At 64.1% G+C, this 22686-nt stretch carries 24 protein-coding genes and 1 pseudogene; 5 read left to right on the top strand and 20 right to left on the bottom strand.

The window, feature by feature from the left end; translation table 11 throughout:
- Positions 1–381 precede the first annotated feature (381 nt).
- Positions 382–1626, bottom strand: coding sequence for a type II toxin-antitoxin system HipA family toxin (locus ACFVSJ_RS12260; RefSeq protein ID WP_387437067.1), 1245 nt, complete (start codon positions 1624–1626; stop codon positions 382–384).
- Entirely contained in the window at positions 1610–1954 is a 345-nt protein-coding gene (locus ACFVSJ_RS12255) for a helix-turn-helix transcriptional regulator (protein ID WP_387437066.1), read from the bottom strand. The genes ACFVSJ_RS12260 and ACFVSJ_RS12255 overlap by 17 nt, the downstream gene beginning before the upstream one ends.
- 270 nt (positions 1955–2224) lie before the next feature.
- Here ACFVSJ_RS12255 and ACFVSJ_RS12250 point away from each other — a divergent pair.
- Both ACFVSJ_RS12250 and ACFVSJ_RS12245 read left to right on the top strand, forming a co-directional pair.
- Positions 2225–2500: pseudogene (locus ACFVSJ_RS12250) on the top strand (recombinase family protein); the annotation flags it as partial.
- A 389-nt stretch (positions 2501–2889) separates the two neighbouring features.
- On the top strand, positions 2890–3180 hold the full coding sequence (locus ACFVSJ_RS12245; protein WP_387437065.1) for a hypothetical protein: 291 nt from the start codon (positions 2890–2892) through the stop codon (positions 3178–3180).
- Here the strand turns inward: ACFVSJ_RS12245 and ACFVSJ_RS12240 are convergent.
- The 6 genes from ACFVSJ_RS12240 to ACFVSJ_RS12215 all read right to left on the bottom strand — a co-directional run bounded on the left by ACFVSJ_RS12240 (position 3177) and on the right by ACFVSJ_RS12215 (position 7757).
- Positions 3177–4466: an adenylosuccinate synthase gene (locus tag ACFVSJ_RS12240; RefSeq protein ID WP_387437064.1), complete on the bottom strand. Its 1290-nt coding sequence runs from the start codon at positions 4464–4466 to the stop codon at positions 3177–3179. The genes ACFVSJ_RS12245 and ACFVSJ_RS12240 overlap by 4 nt on opposite strands.
- A gap of 232 nt (positions 4467–4698) precedes the next feature.
- The gene (locus tag ACFVSJ_RS12235; RefSeq protein WP_387437063.1) at positions 4699–5196 is read right to left on the bottom strand and encodes a hypothetical protein; all 498 of its coding nucleotides are present in this window, start codon (positions 5194–5196) and stop codon (positions 4699–4701) included.
- Between the two features lie 8 nt (positions 5197–5204).
- Positions 5205–5948, bottom strand: coding sequence for a hypothetical protein (locus ACFVSJ_RS12230; protein WP_387437062.1), 744 nt, complete (start codon positions 5946–5948; stop codon positions 5205–5207).
- Complete coding sequence (locus ACFVSJ_RS12225; RefSeq protein ID WP_385665574.1) at positions 5935–6465, bottom strand: signal peptidase I; 531 nt, start codon at positions 6463–6465, stop codon at positions 5935–5937. The genes ACFVSJ_RS12230 and ACFVSJ_RS12225 overlap by 14 nt, the downstream gene beginning before the upstream one ends.
- Positions 6462–7136, bottom strand: coding sequence for a SipW-dependent-type signal peptide-containing protein (locus ACFVSJ_RS12220; RefSeq protein WP_387437061.1), 675 nt, complete (start codon positions 7134–7136; stop codon positions 6462–6464). The genes ACFVSJ_RS12225 and ACFVSJ_RS12220 overlap by 4 nt, the downstream gene beginning before the upstream one ends.
- A 3-nt stretch (positions 7137–7139) precedes the next feature.
- On the bottom strand, positions 7140–7757 hold the full coding sequence (locus tag ACFVSJ_RS12215) for a SipW-dependent-type signal peptide-containing protein (RefSeq protein ID WP_387437060.1): 618 nt from the start codon (positions 7755–7757) through the stop codon (positions 7140–7142).
- 347 nt (positions 7758–8104) lie between these two features.
- Here ACFVSJ_RS12215 and ACFVSJ_RS12210 point away from each other — a divergent pair, with 347 nt between their 5' ends.
- Positions 8105–8737, top strand: coding sequence for a uracil-DNA glycosylase (locus tag ACFVSJ_RS12210; RefSeq protein ID WP_387437059.1), 633 nt, complete (start codon positions 8105–8107; stop codon positions 8735–8737).
- A gap of 130 nt (positions 8738–8867) precedes the next feature.
- On the opposite strand, the gene ACFVSJ_RS12205 is transcribed toward ACFVSJ_RS12210, so the two are convergent.
- The 5 genes from ACFVSJ_RS12205 to ACFVSJ_RS12185 all read right to left on the bottom strand — a co-directional run bounded on the left by ACFVSJ_RS12205 (position 8868) and on the right by ACFVSJ_RS12185 (position 13381).
- Positions 8868–9290, bottom strand: a complete 423-nt coding sequence (locus ACFVSJ_RS12205) for a DUF3151 domain-containing protein (RefSeq protein ID WP_387437058.1) — start codon at positions 9288–9290, stop codon at positions 8868–8870.
- On the bottom strand, positions 9290–10309 hold the full coding sequence (gene fbaA / locus ACFVSJ_RS12200) for a class II fructose-bisphosphate aldolase (RefSeq protein ID WP_387437057.1): 1020 nt from the start codon (positions 10307–10309) through the stop codon (positions 9290–9292). Before fbaA ends, ACFVSJ_RS12205 begins: the two co-directional genes overlap by 1 nt.
- Before the next feature lie 215 nt (positions 10310–10524).
- A complete protein-coding gene (locus ACFVSJ_RS12195; RefSeq protein WP_387437056.1) occupies positions 10525–11457 on the bottom strand; it encodes an endonuclease domain-containing protein in 933 nt (310 codons plus the stop codon).
- 132 nt (positions 11458–11589) lie between these two features.
- On the bottom strand, positions 11590–12273 hold the full coding sequence (locus ACFVSJ_RS12190; protein ID WP_387437055.1) for a TrmH family RNA methyltransferase: 684 nt from the start codon (positions 12271–12273) through the stop codon (positions 11590–11592).
- 22 nt (positions 12274–12295) lie between these two features.
- A complete protein-coding gene (locus ACFVSJ_RS12185) occupies positions 12296–13381 on the bottom strand; it encodes a hypothetical protein (RefSeq protein ID WP_387437054.1) in 1086 nt (361 codons plus the stop codon).
- Between the two features lie 211 nt (positions 13382–13592).
- Here ACFVSJ_RS12185 and ACFVSJ_RS12180 point away from each other — a divergent pair, with 211 nt between their 5' ends.
- Both ACFVSJ_RS12180 and ACFVSJ_RS12175 read left to right on the top strand, forming a co-directional pair.
- On the top strand, positions 13593–14423 hold the full coding sequence (locus tag ACFVSJ_RS12180; protein ID WP_387437053.1) for an HAD-IIA family hydrolase: 831 nt from the start codon (positions 13593–13595) through the stop codon (positions 14421–14423).
- 10 nt (positions 14424–14433) lie between these two features.
- Positions 14434–15114, top strand: a complete 681-nt coding sequence (locus ACFVSJ_RS12175; RefSeq protein ID WP_387437052.1) for a tyrosine-protein phosphatase — start codon at positions 14434–14436, stop codon at positions 15112–15114.
- Between the two features lie 3 nt (positions 15115–15117).
- On the opposite strand, the gene ACFVSJ_RS12170 is transcribed toward ACFVSJ_RS12175, so the two are convergent.
- The 7 genes from ACFVSJ_RS12170 to ACFVSJ_RS12140 form a co-directional block, all read right to left on the bottom strand.
- Positions 15118–16266, bottom strand: coding sequence for an alpha/beta fold hydrolase (locus tag ACFVSJ_RS12170; protein WP_387437051.1), 1149 nt, complete (start codon positions 16264–16266; stop codon positions 15118–15120).
- 118 nt (positions 16267–16384) lie between these two features.
- Entirely contained in the window at positions 16385–16816 is a 432-nt protein-coding gene (locus tag ACFVSJ_RS12165; RefSeq protein ID WP_387437050.1) for a type II toxin-antitoxin system VapC family toxin, read from the bottom strand.
- Entirely contained in the window at positions 16816–17103 is a 288-nt protein-coding gene (locus ACFVSJ_RS12160) for a hypothetical protein (RefSeq protein WP_387437049.1), read from the bottom strand. Before ACFVSJ_RS12160 ends, ACFVSJ_RS12165 begins: the two co-directional genes overlap by 1 nt.
- A gap of 84 nt (positions 17104–17187) precedes the next feature.
- Complete coding sequence (gene pyrE, locus ACFVSJ_RS12155) at positions 17188–17760, bottom strand: orotate phosphoribosyltransferase (protein WP_387437048.1); 573 nt, start codon at positions 17758–17760, stop codon at positions 17188–17190.
- A gap of 75 nt (positions 17761–17835) precedes the next feature.
- The gene (locus tag ACFVSJ_RS12150) at positions 17836–20094 is read right to left on the bottom strand and encodes a gluconokinase, GntK/IdnK-type (protein ID WP_387437047.1); all 2259 of its coding nucleotides are present in this window, start codon (positions 20092–20094) and stop codon (positions 17836–17838) included.
- Positions 20084–21313 (bottom strand): D-mannonate dehydratase ManD, encoded by a 1230-nt coding sequence (manD, locus tag ACFVSJ_RS12145; protein WP_387437046.1) that lies wholly within the window; start codon positions 21311–21313, stop codon positions 20084–20086. The genes ACFVSJ_RS12150 and manD overlap by 11 nt, the downstream gene beginning before the upstream one ends.
- A gap of 31 nt (positions 21314–21344) precedes the next feature.
- Positions 21345–22637 (bottom strand): mannitol dehydrogenase family protein, encoded by a 1293-nt coding sequence (locus ACFVSJ_RS12140; protein WP_387437079.1) that lies wholly within the window; start codon positions 22635–22637, stop codon positions 21345–21347.
- Between the last annotated feature and the right edge of the window lie 49 nt (positions 22638–22686).

The raw sequence follows: 22686 nt of genomic DNA, 5'->3' as shown, positions 1-22686 counted from the left end.
CGGCCGCCCACCCAGCAGACGGACATGTCGATAAAAGGACACCCAAGAAAGAGCCGGGGCCAAGCGTTTAATGAGTCACGACCGCCAGGTGGAACAGCCTGCACCTACTCTGCCAGCCAATCCCAGACCAGCCACTCCAATCCTCACAGGCGTTTTGGACCTGAGGGAGGGGTGTGAGACTGCTGTCTCGGCGAACGAAGTTTCACACTACCGAAACCGTTTGATCGCCCTCAGATGCATTAGGGCCGCGGGGTGCTGTCGGTTAGCGGGCGGATAGATCTCGACGCTATTCGGGCATCGGGGTCCCTGGGTGGGCGGCGTGCTGGCGCTTCCTGGTGGTGATCGAAACAATCGCCGTGGCGATTTGTCCAGCGGCGAGCTTCACCGATCCCGGAAGCCGTAGAGGGTCCCGGGGTTGAGGAACTGCCGCTCCCATAGGAGTCGCTTGTCGGCGTTGGTGAGCATTCCAAAGTCTGCAGCCTCTGCCCAGTGCTCACGGATTGCGTCTTCGATTCGGGCGACGATGTTGTTGGCCTCGGCTTTGGTTAAGTCGTAGAGACTACGGGCGGTGATGAGGTCAGATAGGTTGTTCCGCTTTGTTCCGTTCCTGTCGTAGGCGATGGCCTGTGAAGCCGTCTCTCCGCTGCGCCGCATGGGCGAAAGGTCGTAGGCGGGGCTGAGCGTCGCGACTGATCCGTCCCAGAGGGCCGCGTGGTTCCGCAGGTGGTCATCGGAGTTGGAGATTGACATGTTGAATGCGATGCGTGCGAAGAGTTCGGAGGCGGTGCCCTCGGGCGCGCCGTTGTTTCGCAGGGCGTCCAGAAACTCGACATAGCTGCCGCTGCGTGCTTGCAGCTCGTCCAGGCCGGTCATGGTTAGGGCGCTTGTCGCGAGGATTCGCCCGCCGTCGTTCGTGCGGTCGAATCGCTCAACCAGCAAGACGCTCCGGCCGAGGACGCTCTCGACGCGAGTTCGGGCGACGTTGAGCCCTGCCTTTTCGGCGAGGAACATGCTCGTTGCCTCTGCCCCGACCACTGGGAAGTGGTCGTTGGACGCGGTGAACTTCGCTATGTACTCGTGACCAGAGTGGTGGATGACGGACTTCGGGCGCGCACCGCCCATCGCTGTACCGCTCAGGAGGGCTCGCTCGAGTTCGAACGGCAAATCTTCTCCAGCTTCAACGAGGTCTGCGGCGTTCAGGAGCGTTTCCAGCGGGGCGGGAGCCGCAGCACGCGGGACGTAGTCGGTGGCTGACTTCTGGAAGTCGATGGCGCCGAAGCGGTTGGAGCCGGAGTTCAAGAGATATGTGCGTTCGTCAAGGTCGCCCGTGTCGGCGTCGTCGCCTCGGTCGCCGGTGACCTGGTACTGAACGACGCGCCGCCCCCATGCATCTGGTGAAGCGTCGCGCAGAGCACCAGGTAGCCCCATTGACCCGGTGGGTCCGAACGTTTGCTCGGATAGTGGGAGGGTTGGAGCCAGTGAGATGGCGTTGGAGCGCTTCAAGTACCGCCGACCGTAGTCGAAGGAGAACTGGCCGGGGGCACCCTCCCGAAGGCGGCCAGCGGGCACCGGTGTGGTCGTCCCGGGCAGCCACACCCACACATAGATGTCAGAAGTCGAGGCCATCGTCGTTGTCCTTTCGCGTCTTGTCGACGCGTGTGGGAAGCAGTGCCAGTCGTTCCTCGCCTCGTCGGCGGAGCGCAATGAGTTCGCTGGGGTCCTCGACGCCGAACAGGGGGACACCAACGATCACCGCGACGTTGAACACGTTGCCGATGCTGCTCGCGGCGCTACCGTGCTCGATGGCCGCCAATGTTTTCCGCGTAATACCGGCTGTGCCGGCGAGATGCTCCGCGGTCCACCCTCGAGCAGCGCGCGCCATCCGTATCTGCTGCCCGAGCACGACAAGCGCGTCCTCGGCGGAACGGGTTAGGCCAATCTCTCGACGTCCCATGGGTAATAGTTTACCGCTAAATGCCTTTTATGGGTAAATTATTACCCTTATGAAAGTGTTGTTCTCGATCATCGCGTCGTCGTCTGTACGACGGATCCCGTTGCCTTGGGCTAGCCGAGGGCCAGGGTGAGGGTCTCTGTTCATAGCCCGGTTACTCGTCGAGCTTCGTGCGGATGCTTTTGAAGACTGCGTCGCGTTCCTTTTGGGATAGCTGCATCAGAGGCACATCCCGCAGCGCCTCCACATCGACATCGCCGTCATCGTGCTGCTGGTGACGACTCTCCCATGGCCAACCTTATGCTTTCCGTCATGGGGGCCTTCGCCGAGTTCGAACGCTCACTGATCAAGGAACGACAACGAGAAGGCATTGCCCTGGCCAAGCAGCGGGGCGCGTATCGCGGACGCAAAAAAACGCTCACACCGGAACGAGCCATCGAGCCGGCACGGAGAGCGGCCGATGGAACACCGAAGTCTGTCCTTGCGAAGGACTTCGGAATCAGCCGCGAAACGGTTTACCAATACCTCCGTCAGGCCGGACCTTCCTGACCTACGCCTGCGGCTCAGACGCGCAGCCAACGCGACGTCTGAGTGCCTATCAGGTCAGGTGCTGCGAACAGCGTCTCCCCTGCCTCTCGAAGTCCCATCAAGGCAGTGCAATTCGCAATGTCGAGACCGCGGAGGTGAGACACATTGTTTGGACGCGGAAAGCCCCTGATAGGGAGGGCGTGGGGCGATGTCTGCGCTCCGGCAAGCCGTCCTACCAAAGGATCCTTTGACGCGATCCCAACCTTCGCCGACGAGGTGCTCAACCAATTCGGCTTCGGCGGTGGCTGGGCCGGTGGAGTTGGCCTGTCCGCACTTGCGGCCGCGGGCGTGGCCACCACCGTACTTTTGCTTGACAAGCTTGGCCGCCGAATCCTCACGGTGCCCGGGCAGTGGCTTCGCGCAGGCTCCTGCTGGTCATCGGTATCTGGGCGGACGCACCAGCGATCCCCGTGCTCGTCCTGTTTCTGGCCTTCTCCTGCTTCAACGCCGGGTACACGACCAGGACCCAGGCCGAGGTATTCCCCGGCCACCTGCGCGGGGTCGGCATGGGCTTCGCCGCAGGCTTCACCCACTCGCGCCCCCACCAACAACAAACGGCGGGCCGCCCTAACGCTCCACGAACCCAAAGGTTCCGAGGAAGGTGGGGCGACCCGCCGTCGTCGTACTTCAGTAAGAGCTAGTCGTTGATGAGGTCGTGCACCACGATTGTCTGGTCACGGTCCGGGCCGACGCCGATGGCCGAGAAGCGCGTGCCGGAGAGCTTCTCGAGGGCCAGCACGTAGTTGCGGGCGTTCTCGGGAAGGTCTTCCAGGGTGCGCGCGCCGGTGATGTCCTCGGTCCAGCCGTCGAAGTACTCGAAGATCGGCACGGCGTGGTGGAACTCGGTCTGGGTCATGGGCATTTCGTCGTGGCGGACGCCGTCAACGTCGTAGGCAACACAGACCGGGATCTGCTCGATGCCCGTGAGCACGTCCAGCTTGGTGACGAAGTAGTCCGTGAAGCCGTTGACGCGCGAGGCGTGGCGGGCCAGGACGGCGTCGTACCAACCACAGCGGCGCGGACGGCCGGTGTTCACGCCGAACTCACCGCCGGTCTTCTGCAGGTAGACGCCCATCTCGTCGAACAGCTCCGTGGGGAACGGTCCGGCGCCAACACGCGTGGTGTAGGCCTTGATGATGCCGATGGACCGCGAAATGCGGGTGGGGCCGATGCCCGAACCAACCGACGCGCCGCCTGCCGTGGGGTTGGATGACGTGACGAACGGGTAGGTGCCGTGGTCGACGTCCAGGAACGTCGCCTGGCCGCCTTCCATGAGCACAACCTTGCCCTCGTCCAGGGCGTTGTTCAGTTCCAGGGTGCTGTCGATGACCAGCGGGCGCAGGCGCTCGGCGAAGGACAGGAAGTACTGGACGATCTCTTCGGCCTCGATGTCGCGGCGGTTGTAGACCTTGACCAGGAGTTCGTTCTTCTGGCGCAGCGAGCCTTCCACCTTCTGGCGAAGGATCGACTCGTCGAACACATCCTGGACCCTGATGCCCAGGCGGGCCACCTTATCCATGTACGCCGGACCGATGCCGCGTCCAGTGGTGCCGATGGCGCGGCTGCCGAGGAAGCGTTCGGTGACCTTGTCCAGCACCTGGTGGTACGGGGCAACCAGGTGGGCGTTGGCGGAAACACGCAGGCGGGAGGTATCGGCGCCACGAGCTTCGAGGCCGTCGATCTCCTGGAAGAGGGCCTCGAGGTTCACCACGCAGCCGTTGCCGATAATCGGAATGGCGTTGGGGCTCAGGATGCCTGCGGGAAGGAGCTTGAGCTCGTACTTCTCACCGCCAACAACCACGGTGTGGCCGGCGTTGTTTCCGCCGTTGGGCTTGACCACGTAGTCAACGCGGCCGCCGAGCAGGTCGGTTGCTTTGCCTTTGCCTTCGTCGCCCCACTGGGCTCCGACGATCACGATTGCGGGCATGGGATCCTCCCCCATTCTTTCGGGCCGGCCCAAGCGGGATTACCAGGGTCCGGCGCCGTACATGAGAATGCCCCGAGGTTACCGCCATGGCCGCCAGAGGCGGCAGCCAACGCAAGAGGTTCGGGGCTCTTACCAGCCAAGTTTAGCCGATGAGCCCTGAAAGTCTGGTGTCAAGGCACGTCCGACGGCGGTCGCGTGAAGTTTTGGTAGTGCGGGCCAGGGAGTAACGTTGTCAGGCCACATTGGTACACGAACCACCCACGCCCGCGATGAGTCCTGCGTTCGCCCGGACCGACACCGGCGTGGACCTCCACCCGGCCGATGTGATGTAGATGTCCACCTGGAACTGTGTGTTGAATCCCAGCAATCCCCCGAGGAGTGTGGCGGGGATGTCCGTTGTGTAGCCCGCCGACGTCCCCGTCGTGTTGGCCACCCCCGGGTACCCCTGCAGGGTGGTCACGGCGGATCCGGAGGTGATCAGGTGGACGTCGATCGCGGCATCCGTCAGGTTCGGGTAAGCCGCCGGGGGTTTCCAATAGACCCGGACATACGCGCCAACGCCAAGAAAGGCAGGGTTGAACTCGCAAGGGCCGTTGAGAGTTGCCGGTGGCAGCGTGATCGTCCCGAAGCTGCCCGCTGCGTAGGTGTTCTGCTGCCAAGCTGCCTCGGTGACTGCAGGTGGGCTGGCTGCGGATAAGACCAGGACCAACCCAAGCCCGAGACACGCCAACAGCCTCCTCATGCCTTCGCACCCCGCATTCGTGCCAGCCCAAAACCTGCCCCAACGGCGAGGACACCCAGGAGCGCGAAGCCGCCAAGCTGGGCGCCCGTGTTGGCGAGAAAGCCCGACGGCGGTGCCTCGCCGGCGTGCCCGGGGCCGGTTTGGTTCGGCGGGCTGGAGCTTGAGCCAGGGTCATCCCCCGCACCGTGAACGCCGAGGATGATGCGGGTCCGGGTTCCCTGCACCTCCCGCGGCGCGTCGTCGGCGAGCGCAGCGGTGAGCAGCACGTAGGTGCCAGTGGAACCGCCCGGCCCGGGATCCTCCAGCTGCACGCGTGCGCCTTCCGCGTCAGCGAGCGGCGTGGGGTCCAACAGCTCCTGCAAACCTCCGGCGCAGGTTCCGTCCGTCCATGGTTGGGCGCAAGCTTGCAGTTCAATGCTGAGGTGCTCGCGGAGCAACTGCTCTCCGTTTTCAACCGCACCCGGTTCCAACCACACCTCCAGCGCACTCGCGGGCTCGCCCCGGACCTTCACGTCCACTGCCCACCGGGCAGTCCCGCCGGGGGTGAGTTGATGAGCCTGGGCGGCCGGACCGGCGTCGAGCTCCAACCAGCCCGACGGCTGCCCGTCACGTGATGAACCGGGCGTCGGCTGGGCCGCGCCGGGCAACGCGTACGCTGCGCCGGGCGACGCGCTGACGCCTCCCAGGGTGCCCGACAATACGAGCACCGCTACGGCAGTGCCCCAACTACGCAGCCGCATGTTGACCTTTCCGTCGGCTGCCCCTGCTCCCCGCACGCGGCCACAGCACCCATGTGACCAGCGCGGCGACGGCAAGGGTGGTTGCACCTAGCACCACGGGATTTGCGGCTGCGGCGAGGGGGTACGCGAGCCCGGGGACGGACCACAGCACCACGCGTACCCGTTCCACCACATAAGGTGCGGGATCGGGTTCGGCGTTGGCGTCACCCTTCATGGTGATGGTCCGTGCTTCCCCCTGGGCGGGCGTGATGGTCTGGACCCGGTGGGTGATCGGCAGCTTGCCGGGCCGGTTCACGGTGACCACGTCGCCGATCTGGATCTCCGCCGCCGGGATCTCCCGGACAAGAGCAAGCGAGCCCGCCGGAATGGCCGGGGACATGGAACCGGTCTTGAACAGGACCAGGGAAATGCTGAACACCACGGTCGCGATGACGGCAACGATGCACACAGCACCGCCCGCCGCGGCAAGGTTGAGCAGCAACTCGCGGACCCGCCGCACGGCGTTTGTCCGGCTCATGAGCTCGAGCTGGCAGTGAACTGCCAGGTGGCCGTCGCTGTCTGGCCTTGGAGGGCGTTGTTCGCTCCTGCGGGCAGCATCACTTCGAAGCAGAACTGCGTAGGTGTTCCCGGCAAGGTTGCGGTGGCGGCTGCGAGCGGATTGACGACGCCGGCGGCTTGCCCCTGCGTGAACGGTTTGGCTCCGTCGCTGCCCACCACGAAGGTTGGCGAACCTGTGAACGCCGTGGAATCACACGTCGCCGAACGCACAACCCGGTACCGCAGTGCAGCACCCAGATCGGCATTGCCGGTTCCGCTGCTGGTAACGGACGGGATGCCGAGCACCACTTCCCCGGCCACGGACGCGGCCTTGGTCCGGATGGCGAACGGCGCATAGGCCACCGTCCCCGGGCTCATGGCGGTGGCGGTGAACACGAGCGCCCCGCCGGGAGCGACGTCATTGGTGCTCCACGTCCCCGCGGCGCTGTAGGGCTTGGTGACGTTGGATTCCGTGACGAAAACGCTGGCCCCGAAGGTCCCGGCGGCGTAGTCGGTGTCAGTCCACGCTGCCAGCGTGACCGAGCCGCCTATCCCCAACGCCAAAGCTCCCGCGAGGAGTGCCCGCACGCGCAGGAAAACTCCGCGGCGCTGCCTTCGGGCCCGCCGCGTCCCTGATGGTCGGATGCCCATGGATCACTGGGATTCCGCCGCGAATTCCCACGTGGTGGTCCCGGTTTGGGATTGGACCAGGTTGGTGTCCGCCGTGATCCGGAAGCACAGGTTTACGGCGTCTCCGGGATCCGTCCCCGCGCCCTGCGCCAGCGCGAAGGTGACGCTGCCCGGCGTCGTACCCAACGCCTGCCCGGCCGTCACCAAAGTGGCGGTGACCGGCTCGCCGCAACCGAACGCCGTCGATTGGGTGAGTGAGTACGTGAGTCCGGTCAGCGAGCCGGTGGATGCTTCGGTGGAGACGGTGACGGTGGCGTCGTTGGTGGTGCTGTCGTCGAGCCGCACGGCGAAAGGTGCGGTAACCGCATCGCCCGGTGCCAGGTTGCCCGGGTTGGCCGTAAAGCTCAGCGTGGCAGGCGAACCCACGGGATGTTCGGCAAAGGCAGTGCCGTCGGTGCTTCCTTCGAGGTTGAAGGCGCCGGCAGTGAAGGTGCCTTGGGCGAATTCGGAATCGTTCCAGGCGGCCAAGGTAATTGCCGCACCTAATCCAAGGACAAGGCCGCCGGCAAGGATGGCACGGACTTTGGGAGCCTTGCTTGGACGTTGAGGTGTTTCAGATGCCGCTTCATGTGTTGCAACCACTTTTACCCCCACGGTAGATGTTTGCTGTCCGCTCAGGAGACCGGATCTGGCCCGGGGGGTTCGGTTTCCCCCAAAACCGCTGCCCCCAACCCATCACTTGGCTTGGACAAAGTCAACGGTAAGGGTGCTGACCTGCGGGAATGTTACTAAAGTGGTTGCTTACGGCCCGTGCGGGGCCGCAACACGCCGTGTCTTATTCGGTCGGCACGCCGGAGGCGGCACGGTACCACCTCCATAGTCCGGTAAGGTTAACCAGCCCCCAACAGCACCCTTTGAGCGTCGACTGCGCCATGTCCGCAGCCGGTCCGATTGGTGCGCGCTGTAACACCTAGGAGACCAAACTTCTGATGCAAGACCTGGCGACTGACTCACCCGAACAACTCCTCTGGAACCGCCGTTACGAAGACCACATCGCCGAGGTCAACGCGTTGTGCGATTCCCTCAAGGACCAGAAGCCAGGCAGCGAGGTCCTCTACATCGACCCCGCGCACAGCATGGACGACTGCCGCATCGTCAGCCTTTTCTCCAACCAGCGCACCACCTCCGGCGAAGGCTTCATCAAGCCGGGCGATGACGAGGCCACCACCCGCATGCTCGGCATGCAGTGGCAGCTGGGCCTGCGTCCGGAATTCGTCATTCCGTGGAACGCGTACCCGTGGATCGAGCCGAACGAGGAGCCGGGCAAGCTCACCCCCGCCAACATCACCGAGGGCCTCAAGCCGCTCCTGCGCCTGCTGCAGCTCCTGCCGCGCACGTCTGCCCTGGTGGCCCACGGCAACGAGGCACACCGCCTCGCCGACCAGCTCATGAAGGCAGCACCGGCCAGCATCGCCCGCCGCGGTTTCAAGACGTTCAAGGTCCGTTCGCTGGGTGGCCGTTCCTTCGCCGGAACCCCCGAACGCCAGCAGGAGTACCTGGACGCCATCCACGCGGCCTACGCCGAAGCCATGGCACGCACGGGCATCCCCCGCAAGGCCTAACCCAACTGAGTCGCAATAGTGCGCGTTTTGACCGCTGAAAACGCGCACAAGTGCGACCTACTTGGGCGGGTTGACAAACGACGGCGGCCCTCACCTTTTCGGTGAGGGCCGCCGTCGTTTGTTGTTGCCTTTAGCGAGCTTCGATTGCAGCTTTGGCCTTGGGGTCCGAGTCGTTCAGGAACTGCTCGATCCGTTCGGGCTCGTCAGCTTCGCCGATCGCGGCTGCCGCCCGACCCAGCGCATAGAGCGCACGCAGGAAGCCCTGGTTGGGCTCGTGCTCCCACGGGATGGGGCCTACGCCGCGCCAACCGTTCCGGCGCAGGGCGTCCAAGCCGCGGTGGTAGCCGACGCGGGCGTAGGCGTACGACTCGATGGTCCGGCCCTCCGCCCAGGCTTCCTCCGCGAGGATGGCCCACAGGAGGGACGACGTAGGGTTCTGTGCCACGAGGTCCAGTGCTTCCTTGCCAAGGGCCAGGTGCTGGTAGATCTCGTTTTCGGCGGGCAGGAGGGTGGGCTCCGGCCCCATAAGGTTCTTCCGGAATTCGTCGGACATCAGAACGTCTTGCCGGCCGATCCGAGTTGCTGTGCTGCTTCGACGATGCGGGCTGCCATGCCGGCCTCAGCAGAAGCACCCCAGACGCGGGGGTCGTAGGTCTTCTTGTTGCCCAAACCGCCGTCGACCTTCAGCACGCCGTCGTAGTTGGCGAGCATGTGCCCGGCCACCGGGCGGGTGAACGCGTACTGGGTGTCGGTGTCGATGTTCATCTTGATCACACCGAAGGACACAGCGTCAGCGATTTCCTGCTCCGAGGAACCCGAACCGCCGTGGAACACCAGGTCGAACGGGTTCTCCTTGCCGATCTTCGCACCAACCTCGGCCTGGATCTGCTTGAGCAGCTCAGGCTTGAGCTTGACGTTGCCCGGCTTGTACACACCGTGCACGTTACCGAACGTCAACGCGGTCAAGTAACGGCCGTTCTCGCCCGCACCCAGGGCCTCGATCGTTGCCAGGGCGTCCTCGGTGGTGGTGTAGAGCTTCTCGTTGATCTCGTTCTCCACACCGTCCTCTTCACCACCGACGGTGCCGATCTCGACCTCGAGGATGATCTTCGCCGCAGCGGCGCGCTGCAGCAGCTCACGGCCGATACGCAGGTTCTCCGAAAGGGTCTCGTGCGAGCCGTCCCACATGTGCGAGTTGAAGATCGGGTCCTTGCCGGCCTTCACTGCTTCCTCGGACGCCGCGAGCAGCGGCAGGACGAAGCCCTCGAGCTTGTCCTGCGGGCAGTGGTCCGTGTGGAGGGCGATGTTGACGTTGTAGTTCTTGGCTACCTCGCGGGCGAAAGCGGCGAAGCCCAGGGAACCGGCCACCATGTCCTTGACCGAGGCGCCGGACCAGTACGCCGCACCACCGGTGGAAACCTGGATGATGCCATCGGATTCTGCCTCGGCGAAACCGCGGATCGCAGCGTTCAGAGTCTGCGACGACGTCACGTTGACCGCAGGGAAGGCGAAGCCGCCAGCCTTTGCACGGTCGATCATCTCGGAGTAAATCTCTGGGGTTGCAATGGGCATGGTGACTCCTATGCTGAATTCGTCTGTGGGTTGGTAACCCTGGAGTAGACCGCTTACGGCTAGCACCATCCTAGCGATATCCGTCCAAGCGCCGTGTTTCCGGTCACTGGGCCTCTTAACACTTCCGCCGAGTTGCCTCCCACCCTCCCGCCGAGTTGGCATTTGATGACAATGTTGGAGAGAAACACTGCCATTAAATGCCAACTCGCGGAGGATCAAAGCCGCTTCCAGCCTCGGCTTTGGAGCGCGCGGCGGACCTTATGTACGACGGCGGGCCGCTCACCTTCGAGGTCGTGCTTGGAGATCCGGACTTCCAACCAGCCGTGGGCGAGGGACTTTTCCTGGCGCTCGATGTCCTTTAGATGTTGGTCCGCACCGCCATGGTGTTGGCCGTCGTACTGGAGGGAGACCCGATACTCGAGGTAGGCAGCGTCCGGCCACAACACAGCTTGGCCAATGTGGTTCCTGACCACGTGGTTGAGCAAGGGTTCAGGAAGGTTCGCGTTGACCAAGGCAAGACGCATGTGTGATTCCGGGGCAGAGTCAGCACCAACCCTGATGAGTTCAAGCGCCGCCCGCGCAGTCCTTACTCCCCGCATGCCCGGATGGCGGCCCACGGTTTCCATCAACTCCTCAATGCTGCAGAGCGCTTCTTTGGGAACAGGGAATTCCGGGCCGTGGGAACACACCAGGTGGTCACCCGCCGCCACGAGGTCTTCCACGCTCAACAGCGCAGCCAAGTCCAACCATGTCCGCGCCGGCGAGGTGAGCCTGACGCCGTCGTGCTCCAGTACCTCGCCCGGGAGGAAACTCAACGCATGCCCCACCACCTTGACCCGCCGCGGAAAACTGAACCCCCGGCGCCGCGCGAGGTGGATGCGCCAATCCCGGTTCCGGTTGCCAGGCAAGGGAATGCCCCAGATCCTCGCCGCCGAGAGGGAAACCAGAATCGACGAATCGTCCAGGTCCGTATATGCGCGCAGAGCCGAGGCTCCGGATGCGTCGGACGCGGCCGGCAGGCGAATCCCGCGAGACACCAACACCAAGTCCTTGGCCAGGGTCCGTGACCTGGTCACACCGGCTTTGTCCGACGCGCGCACAGAGAACGAACCTGTGAGGAGGTGTTCGGGTAGTTCTTTCCTGCGCATGCCCCATTCTGGCCGTTCCACGAGGCGCCCATCTGGGTTATCCACAGCCAGGGCAGCACACGCCTCGCCGAGATGGCATTTGATGACAATCCCGGGGCGTCGGATTGTCATCAACTGCCATCTCGGCGGGGGTTAGACCGGTTGCTTGAACACGTGGCGGCGAACCCAGGCGTGCATCGCGATCGCAGCGGCGGATGCTGCATTCATTGACCGTGTGGAGCCGAATTGCTCGATGGAAAGCGTCGCGACGGCGGCGTCGTGGACCTCCGGGGTGAGGCCCGGACCTTCCTGCCCGAAAACCAGCACGCACTTCCGCGGTAGGTCGTAAGTCTCCAGGGGCACGGAGTCCGGGAAGATGTCGATGCCGATCACGGCCAGCCCTTCCGCCTCCGCCCACTGCACGAAGTCCTCCACGGTGGGGTGGTGACGGACGTGCTGGTAGCGGTCGGTGACCATGGCCCCGCGACGGTTCCACCGCCGTCGTCCGATGATGTGGACTTCCTTGGCGAGGAACGCGTTCGCGGTACGCACCACGGTGCCGATGTTGAGGTCGTGCTGCCAGTTCTCAATGGCAATGTGGAACTCGTGGCGCTTGGAATCGAGGTCCGCCACGATCGCCTCGTGCTTCCAGTAGCGGTACTGGTCCACCACGTTGCGGCGGTCGCCGTCGCGCAGCAGGTCCGGGTCCCAGTGCTCGCCTTCCGGCCAGTCGCCTTCCCAAGGCCCGACGCCGACCTCCGCCTTCGCTTCGGCCTCACCATCTGCTGTGGTTCCGTCAACTGTTGGCGGGGTTTCGTTGGGGGGAAGTTCAGTCACCCCTCAACTTTAGCCGCGGGCGCTAGCCGACCTTCCACTTGTTGATCCGGTACGAGTTGGCCAGTTGCTGGAAGAGTCCGGGGTGGGCGTCCCAATACTCCTTGTGCCCGCTCACGCCCAGCATCTGCGGGGTTCCCCACGGCGTGACGGAGAACAGGTTGACGGCCTGGATTTCCTCGCCCCGCGCGTTGGTGCACGTGAAGCCAACCACCACGGCTGCTCCGCGGCGGAATTCGCGGATCTCCGGCATGGTGGTCTTGAAGTCCGATGCGCATTTGTGGCCCACCAGGTTCTGCGGCAGTTCCGTGGCCGTCATGCCCTGGTAGCGGGCCTCGATGTCCTTGATCGCTGCCTTGACCTTTTCCGGATCCTTGCCGAACTTTCCTTCCTCGGATTCGGCGAAGAACGCGTAGGCGAGGGCAATGCCGTCGCCGTCGGTTTCAGTAGTGCCTTGTGCCTTCTTCTGGATTTCCTCTCCTGTTGAGGGGTCCTTGGTGATTCCGAACGACTCGTCGTGCGTCCACTCAGCCAGATACTGGAACGACGATTCGCCGGTGACCCACTTGCTGAACAATGGATCGCCGTCCGCGGGGACGTTGCTGGGGCCGGCCAACTGGTCCCAACCGGCGGGGAGCGGGATGGCACCGGCGGGAATGTCGGAGGAGCCTGACGGTTCCTCCGACGGTTCGGCTTCCGCGGACGCGTCCGACGCCGCGTCGCTGGCTTCCGCGGTTGGCGTCGCCGTTTCCACTGCAACAGGCTTCGCGACGGACGGGATCAGCCACGCGAAAACCACCACCAGCGCAATAACCACGACGACGGCGATCCCGCCGAGGATCAGGAACAGCGCCTTCTTGTTGTGGTTGCCGGGGTCGGGGTTGCCGGGCATGCCGGGGCGCGCCGCGTAGCCGGGTTGGGCGGCGTAGGGCTGCTGGGCGGGGTAGCCGGGCTGGGCGGGGTAGGCCTGCGTCGGTTCAGATTGTGCCGGGAGGGCCTCGGTCTGCCCGGGCTGGTACTGCCGGTACTGGTCTTGGTCCGTCGCGTAGCGGGGCTGCGGGACGCCATCCGGGTTGTAGGGAGGCTGGGGGACGCCGTTGTTGTTGCTCATGAGGGCCCTTTCAGGAGGCCGGCTCCTGGCGTGGCCGGCGTGACGATCAGATGTTCCCCTCAAGTAGTTCAGCCTGCCACTGGGCTTGCAAGTCAAAAGCGGCTTTCCGCATGGGTAGATCTATCCACATAGCAAGACCCCGGGGTGTCTGGCGGTCTGAATAATGAAAGACTGGGACGCAGTGCATGAACAACCCCAGCCGGAGGCAAATATGGCAGAAGAATCCACGCCCCAGACGTCCGACTCCGTGTACCGCAACGGCCATGAAATCGAGTGTTGGCTGACGGACATGGACGGCGTACTGGTCCACGAAAACCAGGCAATCCCCGGAGCTGCCGAGCTCGTCCAGCGCTGGGTGGATACGTCCAAGCGGTTCCTGGTGCTGACCAACAACTCGATCTTCACCCCGCGTGACCTCGCCGCACGCCTGCGCGCCTCCGGCCTGGAGATCCCGGAAGAGAACATCTGGACCTCGGCCTTGGCTACGGCACAGTTCCTCAAGGACCAGGTCCAATCCTCGGACTCCGGAAACCGCGCCTACACCATCGGCGAAGCCGGCCTCACCACCGCCCTTCACGAGGCCGGGTTCATCCTCACGGACACCGACCCCGACTTCGTGGTCCTCGGTGAAACACGCACGTACTCCTTCGAAGCGATCACCATGGCGGTGCGCCACATCCTGGCCGGCGCCCGCTTCATCGCCACCAACCCGGACGCCACCGGCCCCTCCAAGGACGGCCCCCTCCCCGCCACCGGTGCCATCGCGGCCATGATCACCAAGGCAACGGGCCGCGAACCGTACATCGTGGGCAAGCCAAACCCCATGATGTTCCGTTCCGCCATGAACCAGATCGATGCCCATTCCGAAACCACCGCCATGATCGGCGACCGCATGGACACGGACATCGTCGCGGGCATGGAAGCGGGCCTCCACACGGTCCTGGTCCTCAGCGGCATCACCCAACGCGAAGAGATCGTCTCCTTCCCGTTCAGGCCCAACCAGATCCTGAACTCCGTTGCCGATCTCAAGAGCCAGATCTAGGGAATCCATCATGGCTGTGCTCAATCTGCGTCCTCTGGCCGGCGGCCGGATTCTCAGGGGGAGCCAGCCGTTCGGCCTGGATGCGGCTGCGACGTCGGAATTCCTGGCGGAGCACGGCATCCAGGCCATCGTCGATCTCCGCAGCGAGCTGGAGCGGTCCATGGTGCCGTGGCAGGTGGGTGACGGTTCGCCCGAGCTCATCAACAACCCCCTGGATCCGAACACAGTTGCTGGATCGCTGCAGGCAGTGGAGACCCCCGAGGACCTTGGCGACCTCTACCTGGGCTGGCTTCGCATCCGTCCGGAGTGGGTTGCCGACGCCTTGCGGCCGGTTGCGCAGGGCAAACGGACCTTGATCCATTGCTCGCTGGGCAAGGACCGCACGGGCGTGGTGTCAGCGGTGGCGCTCCTCGCCTCCGGCGCCCCGGACGAGGCCGTGGTGAACGACTACACAGCCACTACGCAAAACCTGCCAAACCTTCTCGGCGTCATGGCCGAAACGTGGCGCTTGCACGTCCCTTCGACGCCCGCACAGTACTTCAGCCCGGAGCTCATGATCCTGCAGAGTCCCGAGGCCGCCATCCGGCATTTCCTCGTGGGCTTCGCCCGCGAGTTCGGCGACGCGGAGGGCTTCCTGCGCGAGGCGGGCCTGTCCGCCGTCGAGCTTGAAGCCCTGCGCACCGGCAAATGAAAACTAAGCCGGGCGGATGATCCTGCCGTTCGGTTCCTCGTACGACGGCTCTTCCCGGGCGGGCGGGAGCGGTTCAAGCTGGTTCTGCACGTGCTCCAGCAACGGCCGGTACACGTCGCCATTCCATTGCGGGCTGGCGTGGGCGGGCCGGGCTCCTTCCGTGCTGAGGATGGGCAGCTTCATGTTTTCGGCGAACACCTTGCTCCACCCGGCACGGGCCGTCAGGTAGTTCACTGTCGCGTCGCCGGAGTTCCCCATGTAGGCCATCTTCGCCGGACCCAGCTTGCCCACGAACCGCAGGCCATCGAAGTGGTAGATGTAGGCGGATTCGGTCTGGACCAACACGCTGGAGGGCGCGATCGGCGAGAGCTGCTCGGCCGTCTGATCCAGGATCTGCCGCCAGGAGCGCTCGTCCTTGTGGACCAACCGCTCCCCCAGCTCATAGCCGCCGCGAAGAACCGAGGGGATGCGGAACCCGTTCTCGTAAAGGAACACCACGCCGTCGAACCAGCTTTGGTCCAGGACGTCTGCTCGGCTGAACGGACTCGAATCCAGGACGATCAGCTCGGTTTCGACGCCATGCAGTTCCAGCAAGCGCGCGGCAACCTGGGTAGCGAGCATGCCGCCGAAGCTGTGGCCGTAGAAGTAGAGCTTCTCCAAGCCCAGTTCGCGCACGTGCAGGACGAGTTCGCGAACAACTTCGTCTACGTCCAGCCCCAGGTTGGAATATCCCACCGCCGCAAGGCGCCCTCGCTGGTGAAGTGCCGGCCGGAGTGAGTTGAGGATCCACTGGGCCTCTTCCCAACTGGTTTTGTAACCCGGGAAGAGGATCCAGCTGGCCTTCGGGAAGTAGAGGTCCGCGAAGGAATCCGGGACGCGGAGGATTTTCGGGGAACGTCGTTCGGCCTGAACATGCCGGGTGAACAACATGTCCCCTGCCAAGGCCGCAGAGGCTCCGGCCGCGATGAGGAAGTTACGACGCGACGACTTCTTCAACCGGGCAGCATACGGCAGGATCCGGGCCCATGAACCCGGATCCTCCGCTGGCTCCGTCCCCGCCCCAGGCTTCGGGCCCGGCTCAGGCGTGGCGGTCAGCGGGAGGTCTTCTTCCACTTCCGGCGGTGCCGGAAGCCTGCCTACCTGAACGCCCACGCAGCAAGCATAGGCTTCGAAAGCACGGCCTTACAGCCCCATGGAAAGTGCACTGCGATTGCCCTTAGGATGCGCCCTTGGGGGCATTCTGTTCTCCGATGCCGCCCCCGCGTCGCTCTTAGCCGACGATATCGCTGAAGCGGTACATGGCTGACCATTCCGGGTGCTGATGGAGCTTGTTCAACACGTCTGTCATGTTCTTGTCCGAGGTTATGACTACAGTTGCGGCTGCCGCCGAGGCGACGTGTATGGCGTCAAGGGATTTGACGTGGAACGGGATTTCCATGGCCCGGGTCAGGATGTCATCCGAGATGGGCATCACCGTTATCTGTTCCAGGAAGAGGTTCACCTGCGTACGCAGGTCTTGGTTACCGTCCCTGACGGCCACACGGGTGGCCACAAGCTGTGTCAGTTTACTTGTGTACAGCTTGTCCCAGAGATCTGCATGGTCCAGGTAATCCACCAGCGTCTGACGGGAGGGATGGTGGGGCGTCAACAGTCGGATCAGCGAAGACGTGTCCAGATAACACCCCGCACCGACCATCGGCATCAGTAGCGTTCCCCATCACGCATTTCGCGAAGGGTGTCTTCGGAATTGAAGATCACTGTGGAACCCATAACCACGTCCCGCGCCGACGGACGATGAGCAGTGACAGCTCGATGGACGGCTTCAATCTCATCGTGGTTCCTTAGGGTGGAAGCCGGAACCACGTACGCCACCACCTCGCCGTCCCGGCCGTAAGTCACGGGAATCACGTTACCTTCGCGGACCTGGCGAAGAATTTCGCTGGAGGTGTGATTGAACTCCCGGCTGGTGACGCTGTTCTTGATCCTCATGAGGGGCTCCCTCCCACGGCCATATTTGGTACTACCGTAGTACGTTGCCCTGCGGTCTTCAACGCCGCCAGCCGGGGGCCGCGCTTAGTCGAGGCCCAGCTCATCCTTGCCAAAGGCAAAGAGGTACGGGACACCCGTTTCGGCTTCGATCTTTTCCTTGGCGCCCGTGTTGCGGTCAACGATCACGGCGACGGCCACAACGTTGCCGCCTGCCTTCCGGACACCTTCGACGGCGGTCAGTGCGGAACCGCCGGTGGTGGAGGTGTCTTCAAGGACCACAACGTTGCGTCCTTCAACCGAGGGACCTTCCACCTGGCGGCCCATGCCGTACGACTTCTGCGCCTTGCGGACAACGAACGCGTCCACGGTGCGGCCGGCGTCAACAGCTGCGTGCATCACAGCGGTACCAACCGGGTCGGCACCCATGGTGAGGCCGCCCGCGCACTCAAGCGGGATGCCGGCGTCGTCAATCATTGCCAACATGACCTGGCCGACGAGCTTGGAAGCCTCGTGGTGCAGGGTGATCCTGCGGAGGTCGATGTAGTAATCGGCTTCCTTGCCGCTGGACAGGATCACCTTTCCGCGGACCACCGCCAGTTCTTTAATGAGTTCAAGAAGGCGGGCGCGGGCAACTGAGGTGTCAGGCGAGGAAGTCATGGTTCCTATTCTACGGAAGCCGCGGCGCCGCAATCTGCGCCGTGGAATCGTTGCGTTCCCGCTGCGAGCCAGGAGCTAGAGGCGGGTGTCGAACGAACCGCAGAACACGTTCTCGTTGAACGTTCCCTGGAATTCGGACTTCCCTTGGATTTTCTGGGTGGTCGCGCGGATGGCCTCCCGCGTTCCTGCGTGGGCGTGGATGGCGGTCTTGACCATGGGCACGTCGATCAGGTGGTTCGGTTGGTTCAAGGAAACGAACACTGTAGGAATCTCCGTGGCGTACCAAGGGATTTCGGCGGCCATGGGCGAGGACCACTTGATGCGGATGGCCGCTTCCTGCGCGAAGCCCTTGACGTTGGCGAACACGAAGGCTGCGTCGTAACGCTCCGCATAGTCTGAAGTGGCTTCCTCGGCGAGCACACTCATAAAGTTCATGCCCGTCTCCCCTGCGGCCTCCCGCTGTTCGGCGGTCTTGAACACGTCCACGGTAAAGCCTGCCGCTTCCAGCTCTTCGCGGACAGTGTCCAGGTAGGCCAGAGGGTCGGCGCGGGTGAAGTCAGCCCCGCCAGAGATCCCGTACAGGCGGATGCGCCGGTGGGTTTCCGGGGTGATGGGCAGGTTGTGTGCCGTGTCCTTAACGAGCGTCACAGTCTTGTCTGCGATGTCCGCTGCGATGGACCGGTGTGCGTCGCTGCCTATGACGGCCAGCGCCTCCGAGGAAGGAACCAAGGATTCCCGGGGCGTCACGTGCAGGCCAAGACTTGCCTTCAGCCCGAGGATCCGCCGCAGGGCATCTTCGAGTCGGGTATCAGAAATGATGCCCGACTTGTAGCCGTCCAGCATGAACTGGAAGTCCTCCTCCGGGTTGCGGAAGAAGAGGAACATGTCGCAGCCTGCCGCAATCGTTGCCGGAACAAGGTCGCGCCGTTTCATGGCCTGCGTCAGTCCCACCATGAGCGAAGCATCCGTGAGTACCAGGCCATTGAAGCCGAGTTCGCCGCGCAGCAGATCCTGCAGCAGTTCCGGTGCAAGGGTCGCAGGCCGGACCTCCGAATCGGTGAGGCCTGGACGGAAGTGCCGGGAAACCTCCGGTGCGCCAATGTGCCCCACCATGATCGACTGCACGCCGTGCCCGATCATTTCCCGGTACACGTGCCCGTACGTCGCGTTCCATTCCTCGTAGCCCAGAGTGTTGTACGAGGTCACGACGTGCTGGTCGCGCTCGTCAATGCCGTCGCCCGGGAAGTGCTTCATGGCGCACACCGTGGGCGACTCACTGATGCCGTCGAAATACTCCCTGGCCCGTTCCACCACGATCTCCGGCGTGTTGCCGAACGCCCGCGTGGAGATGACGGTGTTCCGCCAGTTGTAGTGGATGTCCACGATCGGCGCGAAAGCCCAGTTGCACCCGAGGGCAGCGGTTTCGACGCCGGCAACCTCGCCCATGCGGCGGGCGATCGACTTGTCCGGGTGTGAACCCGCCTGGAGGTGCGTGGAGACGAACGTGCCGTCGTCGCAGCTTCCGGCGCCGCCCATCTCCGGGTTGGAGGCCACCAGCAAGGGGATCCGCGTCTTCGACTGCGCATAGCGGATGTGTTCCTGGACCGCACCCGACGGGCCGGGCCGGTAGCGCATGCCGCCCACGTGGAAGTTCTCCAGCACGTTGTCCAGATACTCAGGCGCGTAGTGGTTGTTGTGGTTGATGAAGAGCTGGCCGATCTTCTCTTCCAAGGTCATGGACGCGATGGTGGATTCAACCCATTCCACGGCTGCGTCGTCCAGCGTGAACGGTGCCGCCTTGAGGTCCACCAGGAACCTGCTTGCATCATCCTGCGGGCCCAGCAACGATTCCACGGCCTGGTCAACGATCTGCTGAACGGGCGTCTCGATGTCCACAACCACTCCTTCTTCGTCGGTTTGGAGATGTTCAAGGGTAGCCAGTTGCGAGTCCAGCAGCGAGGCCGGCATGAAGTGACCGGGCCGGGAGTTCATGCGCTCGTTCAGCACCTCGCGGCTTCCGTGCAGGTGGACGAACACCACGGAGGGGTCGCCCCTGCGGATGAGGTCCCGGTAGGCACGCTTGAGCGCGCTGCAGGCGATCACCAGGGGAGCGTCCGACGCCGAGAATCGCCTGCCGATTTCGGCGAGCCACGGTGCCCGGTCGTCGTCGTTGAGCGGAGTGCCGGAGGCCATCTTGTCGATGTTCGCCTGCGGGTGCAGCGCATCGCCGTCGAGGAATTCCGCGCCGAGGCGTTCGGCGAGGGCGGCGCCAACGGTGCTTTTGCCGCAACCGGCGACGCCCATCACGACGATGTGGAGCGGTTTACCAGTCATGAACCGTGCCGTCCACGAGGCGGTTGTACGGCAGGTAGGCCTGCTGGTACGGGAACGCAGCAGCGGCTTCTTCGTTGAATTCGACGCCGATGCCGGGGTTGTCGCCCGGGTGCAGGTAACCGTCCTTGAAGGTCATGGACTGCTGGAAGACCTCGTTGGTCTTGTCCGAGTGCTGCATGTATTCCTGGATGCCGTAGTTGTGGATGGCCAGGCCAACGTGCAACTGGGCTGCGAAACCGACCGGCGAAATGTCCGTGGGTCCATGGAAGCCGGACTTGATCTGGTACTGCGCGGCGAAGTCCATGACCTTCTTCAACGGGCTGATGCCGCCGAAGTGCGTGGACGCGGCACGGACGTAGTCGATCAGCTGTTCCTTGATAAGCGTCTGGTAATCCCACACGGTGTTGAAGATTTCGCCGATAGCCAGCGGGGTGGTGGTGTGCTGGCGGACCAGGCGCAGGCCCTCCTGGTTCTCGGCCGGGGTGCAGTCCTCGAGCCAGAAGAGGTCGTACGGTTCCAGGGCCTTGCCGAGCTTGGCGGCCTGGATGGGGGTCATGCGGTGGTGGCCGTCGTGCAGCAGCGGGATCTCGGGGCCGAACTCGTTGCGCACGGCTTCGAACACTGTGGGCAGGTGGCGGAGGTAGGCGCGGGTGTCCCAGTCCTCCTCGAGGGGGAACGCGCCACGGCCGGCGGGTTCGTAGTCGTACCGCTCCCCCGAAGCCTGGGCCTGCGCGGCAACACCGTACACGGCCTTGATGCCGGGAATGGCGGTCTGGATACGGATGGACTTGTAGCCCAGCTCCAGGTGCTCGCGGACCGAATCAAAGAGCGAGGGAATGTCCGAACCCGAGGCATGCCCGTAAGCCCGCAAACCGTTCCGGGACGCGCCACCCAGCAACTGGTAGACGGGCAGCCCGGCCACCTTGCCCTTGATGTCCCACAATGCCATGTCCACGGCGGCGATCGCGGCCATGGTCACCGGGCCACGACGCCAGTACGAGGAGCGGTAAAGGAACTGCCAAGTGTCCTCGATCCGGTGTGGATCCTTGCCGATCAGCAACTGCGCAACGTGCTCCTTCAAATACGCGGCGACGGCGAGTTCCCGGCCATTGAGCGTCGCGTCACCAATACCGGTCACCCCGTCCTCGGTAGTGATCCGCAACGTCACGAAGTTACGCGAGGGGCTGGTCACGAACACTTCGGCAGCAATGATTTTCATGGTCGTTGGTCCTTCCGGAAGGTGTGGGAAATCAATGGGAGGCGGGCGTGGGAGCGGCGGCAAAACGGTCCTGAAGACCGTGCACCAGGGATACAAGCTGCGGTTCCTTTGCCAGTTCGGGGCCGATGAGCCGGAGCAAGGCAGCAGTCCGAGGCTCACCTGTGAGTGCGTTCGCTGCCCTGATCTCGGCCGACAAGGGGTCCTGGAGGTCCGGCTTCACAGCAAGGCAGGCAGCCCACGCCGCGATCATGCCGGCCGCACCCGCCCCTACACGTCCGGCGGATCGCTCGGCGTGCAGCACAGGCACGGAACGCATCCTGAGCTTCGTGGTTCCGTCCGCCGCGATTTGGCTGAGATGATGGGCGATCCGTGAATTGCCGAAGCGCTCCAACAGGGCGGCCCTGTACTCCGGTATGTGCAGGTCGGGGGCTGTCAGGTGTTGCCCTGCCTCGTCCCAGAACTCCTCAACGGCCTCCCTGCAGACGGAATCTGCGAGGGCCTCCGCCACGGTGGTGTGCCCCCTGACCAAGCCTGCGTAGGCAAGGATCGAGTGGGCACCGTTGAGCAGCCAAAGCTTGCGGTTCTCGTAGGGTTCTATGTCGTCAACGAACACAGCTCCGGCGTCCTCCCACTGGGGGCGTCCTGCGGGAAAGTTTCCGCTGAGGATCCAGTTGTGGAACGGCTCGGTGACCACGGGGGCATCGTCCTGGTAGCCGCAGGAAGAGGCCACCAGTGCGATATCGTCCGGGGTGGTTCGCGGCGTAATCCGGTCCACGGACGTGCTGACAAAGCTGACGTTCGCTTCGATCCACTCCGCCAGCCCGGCATCGAACTCCCGCGCCAGAGACAGCACCGCTTGGCGGGCCACGTTTCCGTTGTCGGAGAGATTGTCGCAACTCACGACGGCGAGCGGTCCGGCGTCGTTCGTCCTGCGGGCGGCGAGGCCCGCGACCAAGCGGCCCATCGGCGTCGCAGGTTCCTTTCCGGAGGCCAGCAGCGGAAGGTCCGTGGCACCGGGCCCGTAAGCTGCCTCGGTGATGGTCAGGGTAACGACCGCTGTGGCCGGGGCGGAGACCAGTTCCACGAGCGACCCCACATCAGCTCCGTCGATGGCCCGGACGATGCTTCCCACCACCTCGAAAGTGTCACCGCCGCCCGAGCGTTCCACCACTGTGAACAGCCCGTCCTGGGCTGCCAAGACGGCGGCCGCATCCGGGCGCCTGCCGGTGAAAGCCGCGATCCCCCATTCGGTGGCGTCGCCGGCATGCTGGGTGTACCAGGCCTGGTGCGAGCGATGGAAGGCGCCCAAGCCCAGGTGCACCATCCGGATGGGTGGCGTGGCGCCGGTAAACGCCAGGGTCCGGTTCAGCCGT

This window comes from Paenarthrobacter sp. NPDC058040, from assembly GCF_042885775.1.
In the GTDB taxonomy this organism is placed as follows: domain Bacteria; phylum Actinomycetota; class Actinomycetes; order Actinomycetales; family Micrococcaceae; genus Arthrobacter.
This window is presented reverse-complemented; position numbering and strand designations above follow the sequence as displayed.

Excerpts from the sequence above, each read along its gene's own strand:
- ACFVSJ_RS12160 (WP_387437049.1), bottom strand. The coding sequence starts at position 17,103 with ATGAGGATCAAGAACAGCGTCACCAGCCGGGAGTTCAATCACACCTCC.
- ACFVSJ_RS12255 (WP_387437066.1), bottom strand. The coding sequence starts at position 1,954 with ATGGGACGTCGAGAGATTGGCCTAACCCGTTCCGCCGAGGACGCGCTT.
- ACFVSJ_RS12220 (WP_387437061.1), bottom strand. The coding sequence starts at position 7,136 with ATGGGCATCCGACCATCAGGGACGCGGCGGGCCCGAAGGCAGCGCCGC.
- ACFVSJ_RS12180 (WP_387437053.1), top strand. The coding sequence starts at position 13,593 with ATGGCAGAAGAATCCACGCCCCAGACGTCCGACTCCGTGTACCGCAAC.
- ACFVSJ_RS12240 (WP_387437064.1), bottom strand. The coding sequence starts at position 4,466 with ATGCCCGCAATCGTGATCGTCGGAGCCCAGTGGGGCGACGAAGGCAAA.
- ACFVSJ_RS12195 (WP_387437056.1), bottom strand. The coding sequence starts at position 11,457 with ATGCGCAGGAAAGAACTACCCGAACACCTCCTCACAGGTTCGTTCTCT.
- ACFVSJ_RS12260 (WP_387437067.1), bottom strand. The coding sequence starts at position 1,626 with ATGGCCTCGACTTCTGACATCTATGTGTGGGTGTGGCTGCCCGGGACG.
- ACFVSJ_RS12230 (WP_387437062.1), bottom strand. The coding sequence starts at position 5,948 with ATGCGGCTGCGTAGTTGGGGCACTGCCGTAGCGGTGCTCGTATTGTCG.
- ACFVSJ_RS12210 (WP_387437059.1), top strand. The coding sequence starts at position 8,105 with ATGCAAGACCTGGCGACTGACTCACCCGAACAACTCCTCTGGAACCGC.
- ACFVSJ_RS12205 (WP_387437058.1), bottom strand. The coding sequence starts at position 9,290 with ATGTCCGACGAATTCCGGAAGAACCTTATGGGGCCGGAGCCCACCCTC.
- ACFVSJ_RS12225 (WP_385665574.1), bottom strand. The coding sequence starts at position 6,465 with ATGAGCCGGACAAACGCCGTGCGGCGGGTCCGCGAGTTGCTGCTCAAC.
- manD (WP_387437046.1), bottom strand. The coding sequence starts at position 21,313 with ATGAAAATCATTGCTGCCGAAGTGTTCGTGACCAGCCCCTCGCGTAAC.
- ACFVSJ_RS12165 (WP_387437050.1), bottom strand. The coding sequence starts at position 16,816 with ATGCCGATGGTCGGTGCGGGGTGTTATCTGGACACGTCTTCGCTGATC.
- ACFVSJ_RS12185 (WP_387437054.1), bottom strand. The coding sequence starts at position 13,381 with ATGAGCAACAACAACGGCGTCCCCCAGCCTCCCTACAACCCGGATGGC.
- ACFVSJ_RS12140 (WP_387437079.1), bottom strand. The coding sequence starts at position 22,637 with ATGGTGCACCTGGGCTTGGGCGCCTTCCATCGCTCGCACCAGGCCTGG.
- fbaA (WP_387437057.1), bottom strand. The coding sequence starts at position 10,309 with ATGCCCATTGCAACCCCAGAGATTTACTCCGAGATGATCGACCGTGCA.
- ACFVSJ_RS12150 (WP_387437047.1), bottom strand. The coding sequence starts at position 20,094 with ATGACTGGTAAACCGCTCCACATCGTCGTGATGGGCGTCGCCGGTTGC.
- ACFVSJ_RS12175 (WP_387437052.1), top strand. The coding sequence starts at position 14,434 with ATGGCTGTGCTCAATCTGCGTCCTCTGGCCGGCGGCCGGATTCTCAGG.
- pyrE (WP_387437048.1), bottom strand. The coding sequence starts at position 17,760 with ATGACTTCCTCGCCTGACACCTCAGTTGCCCGCGCCCGCCTTCTTGAA.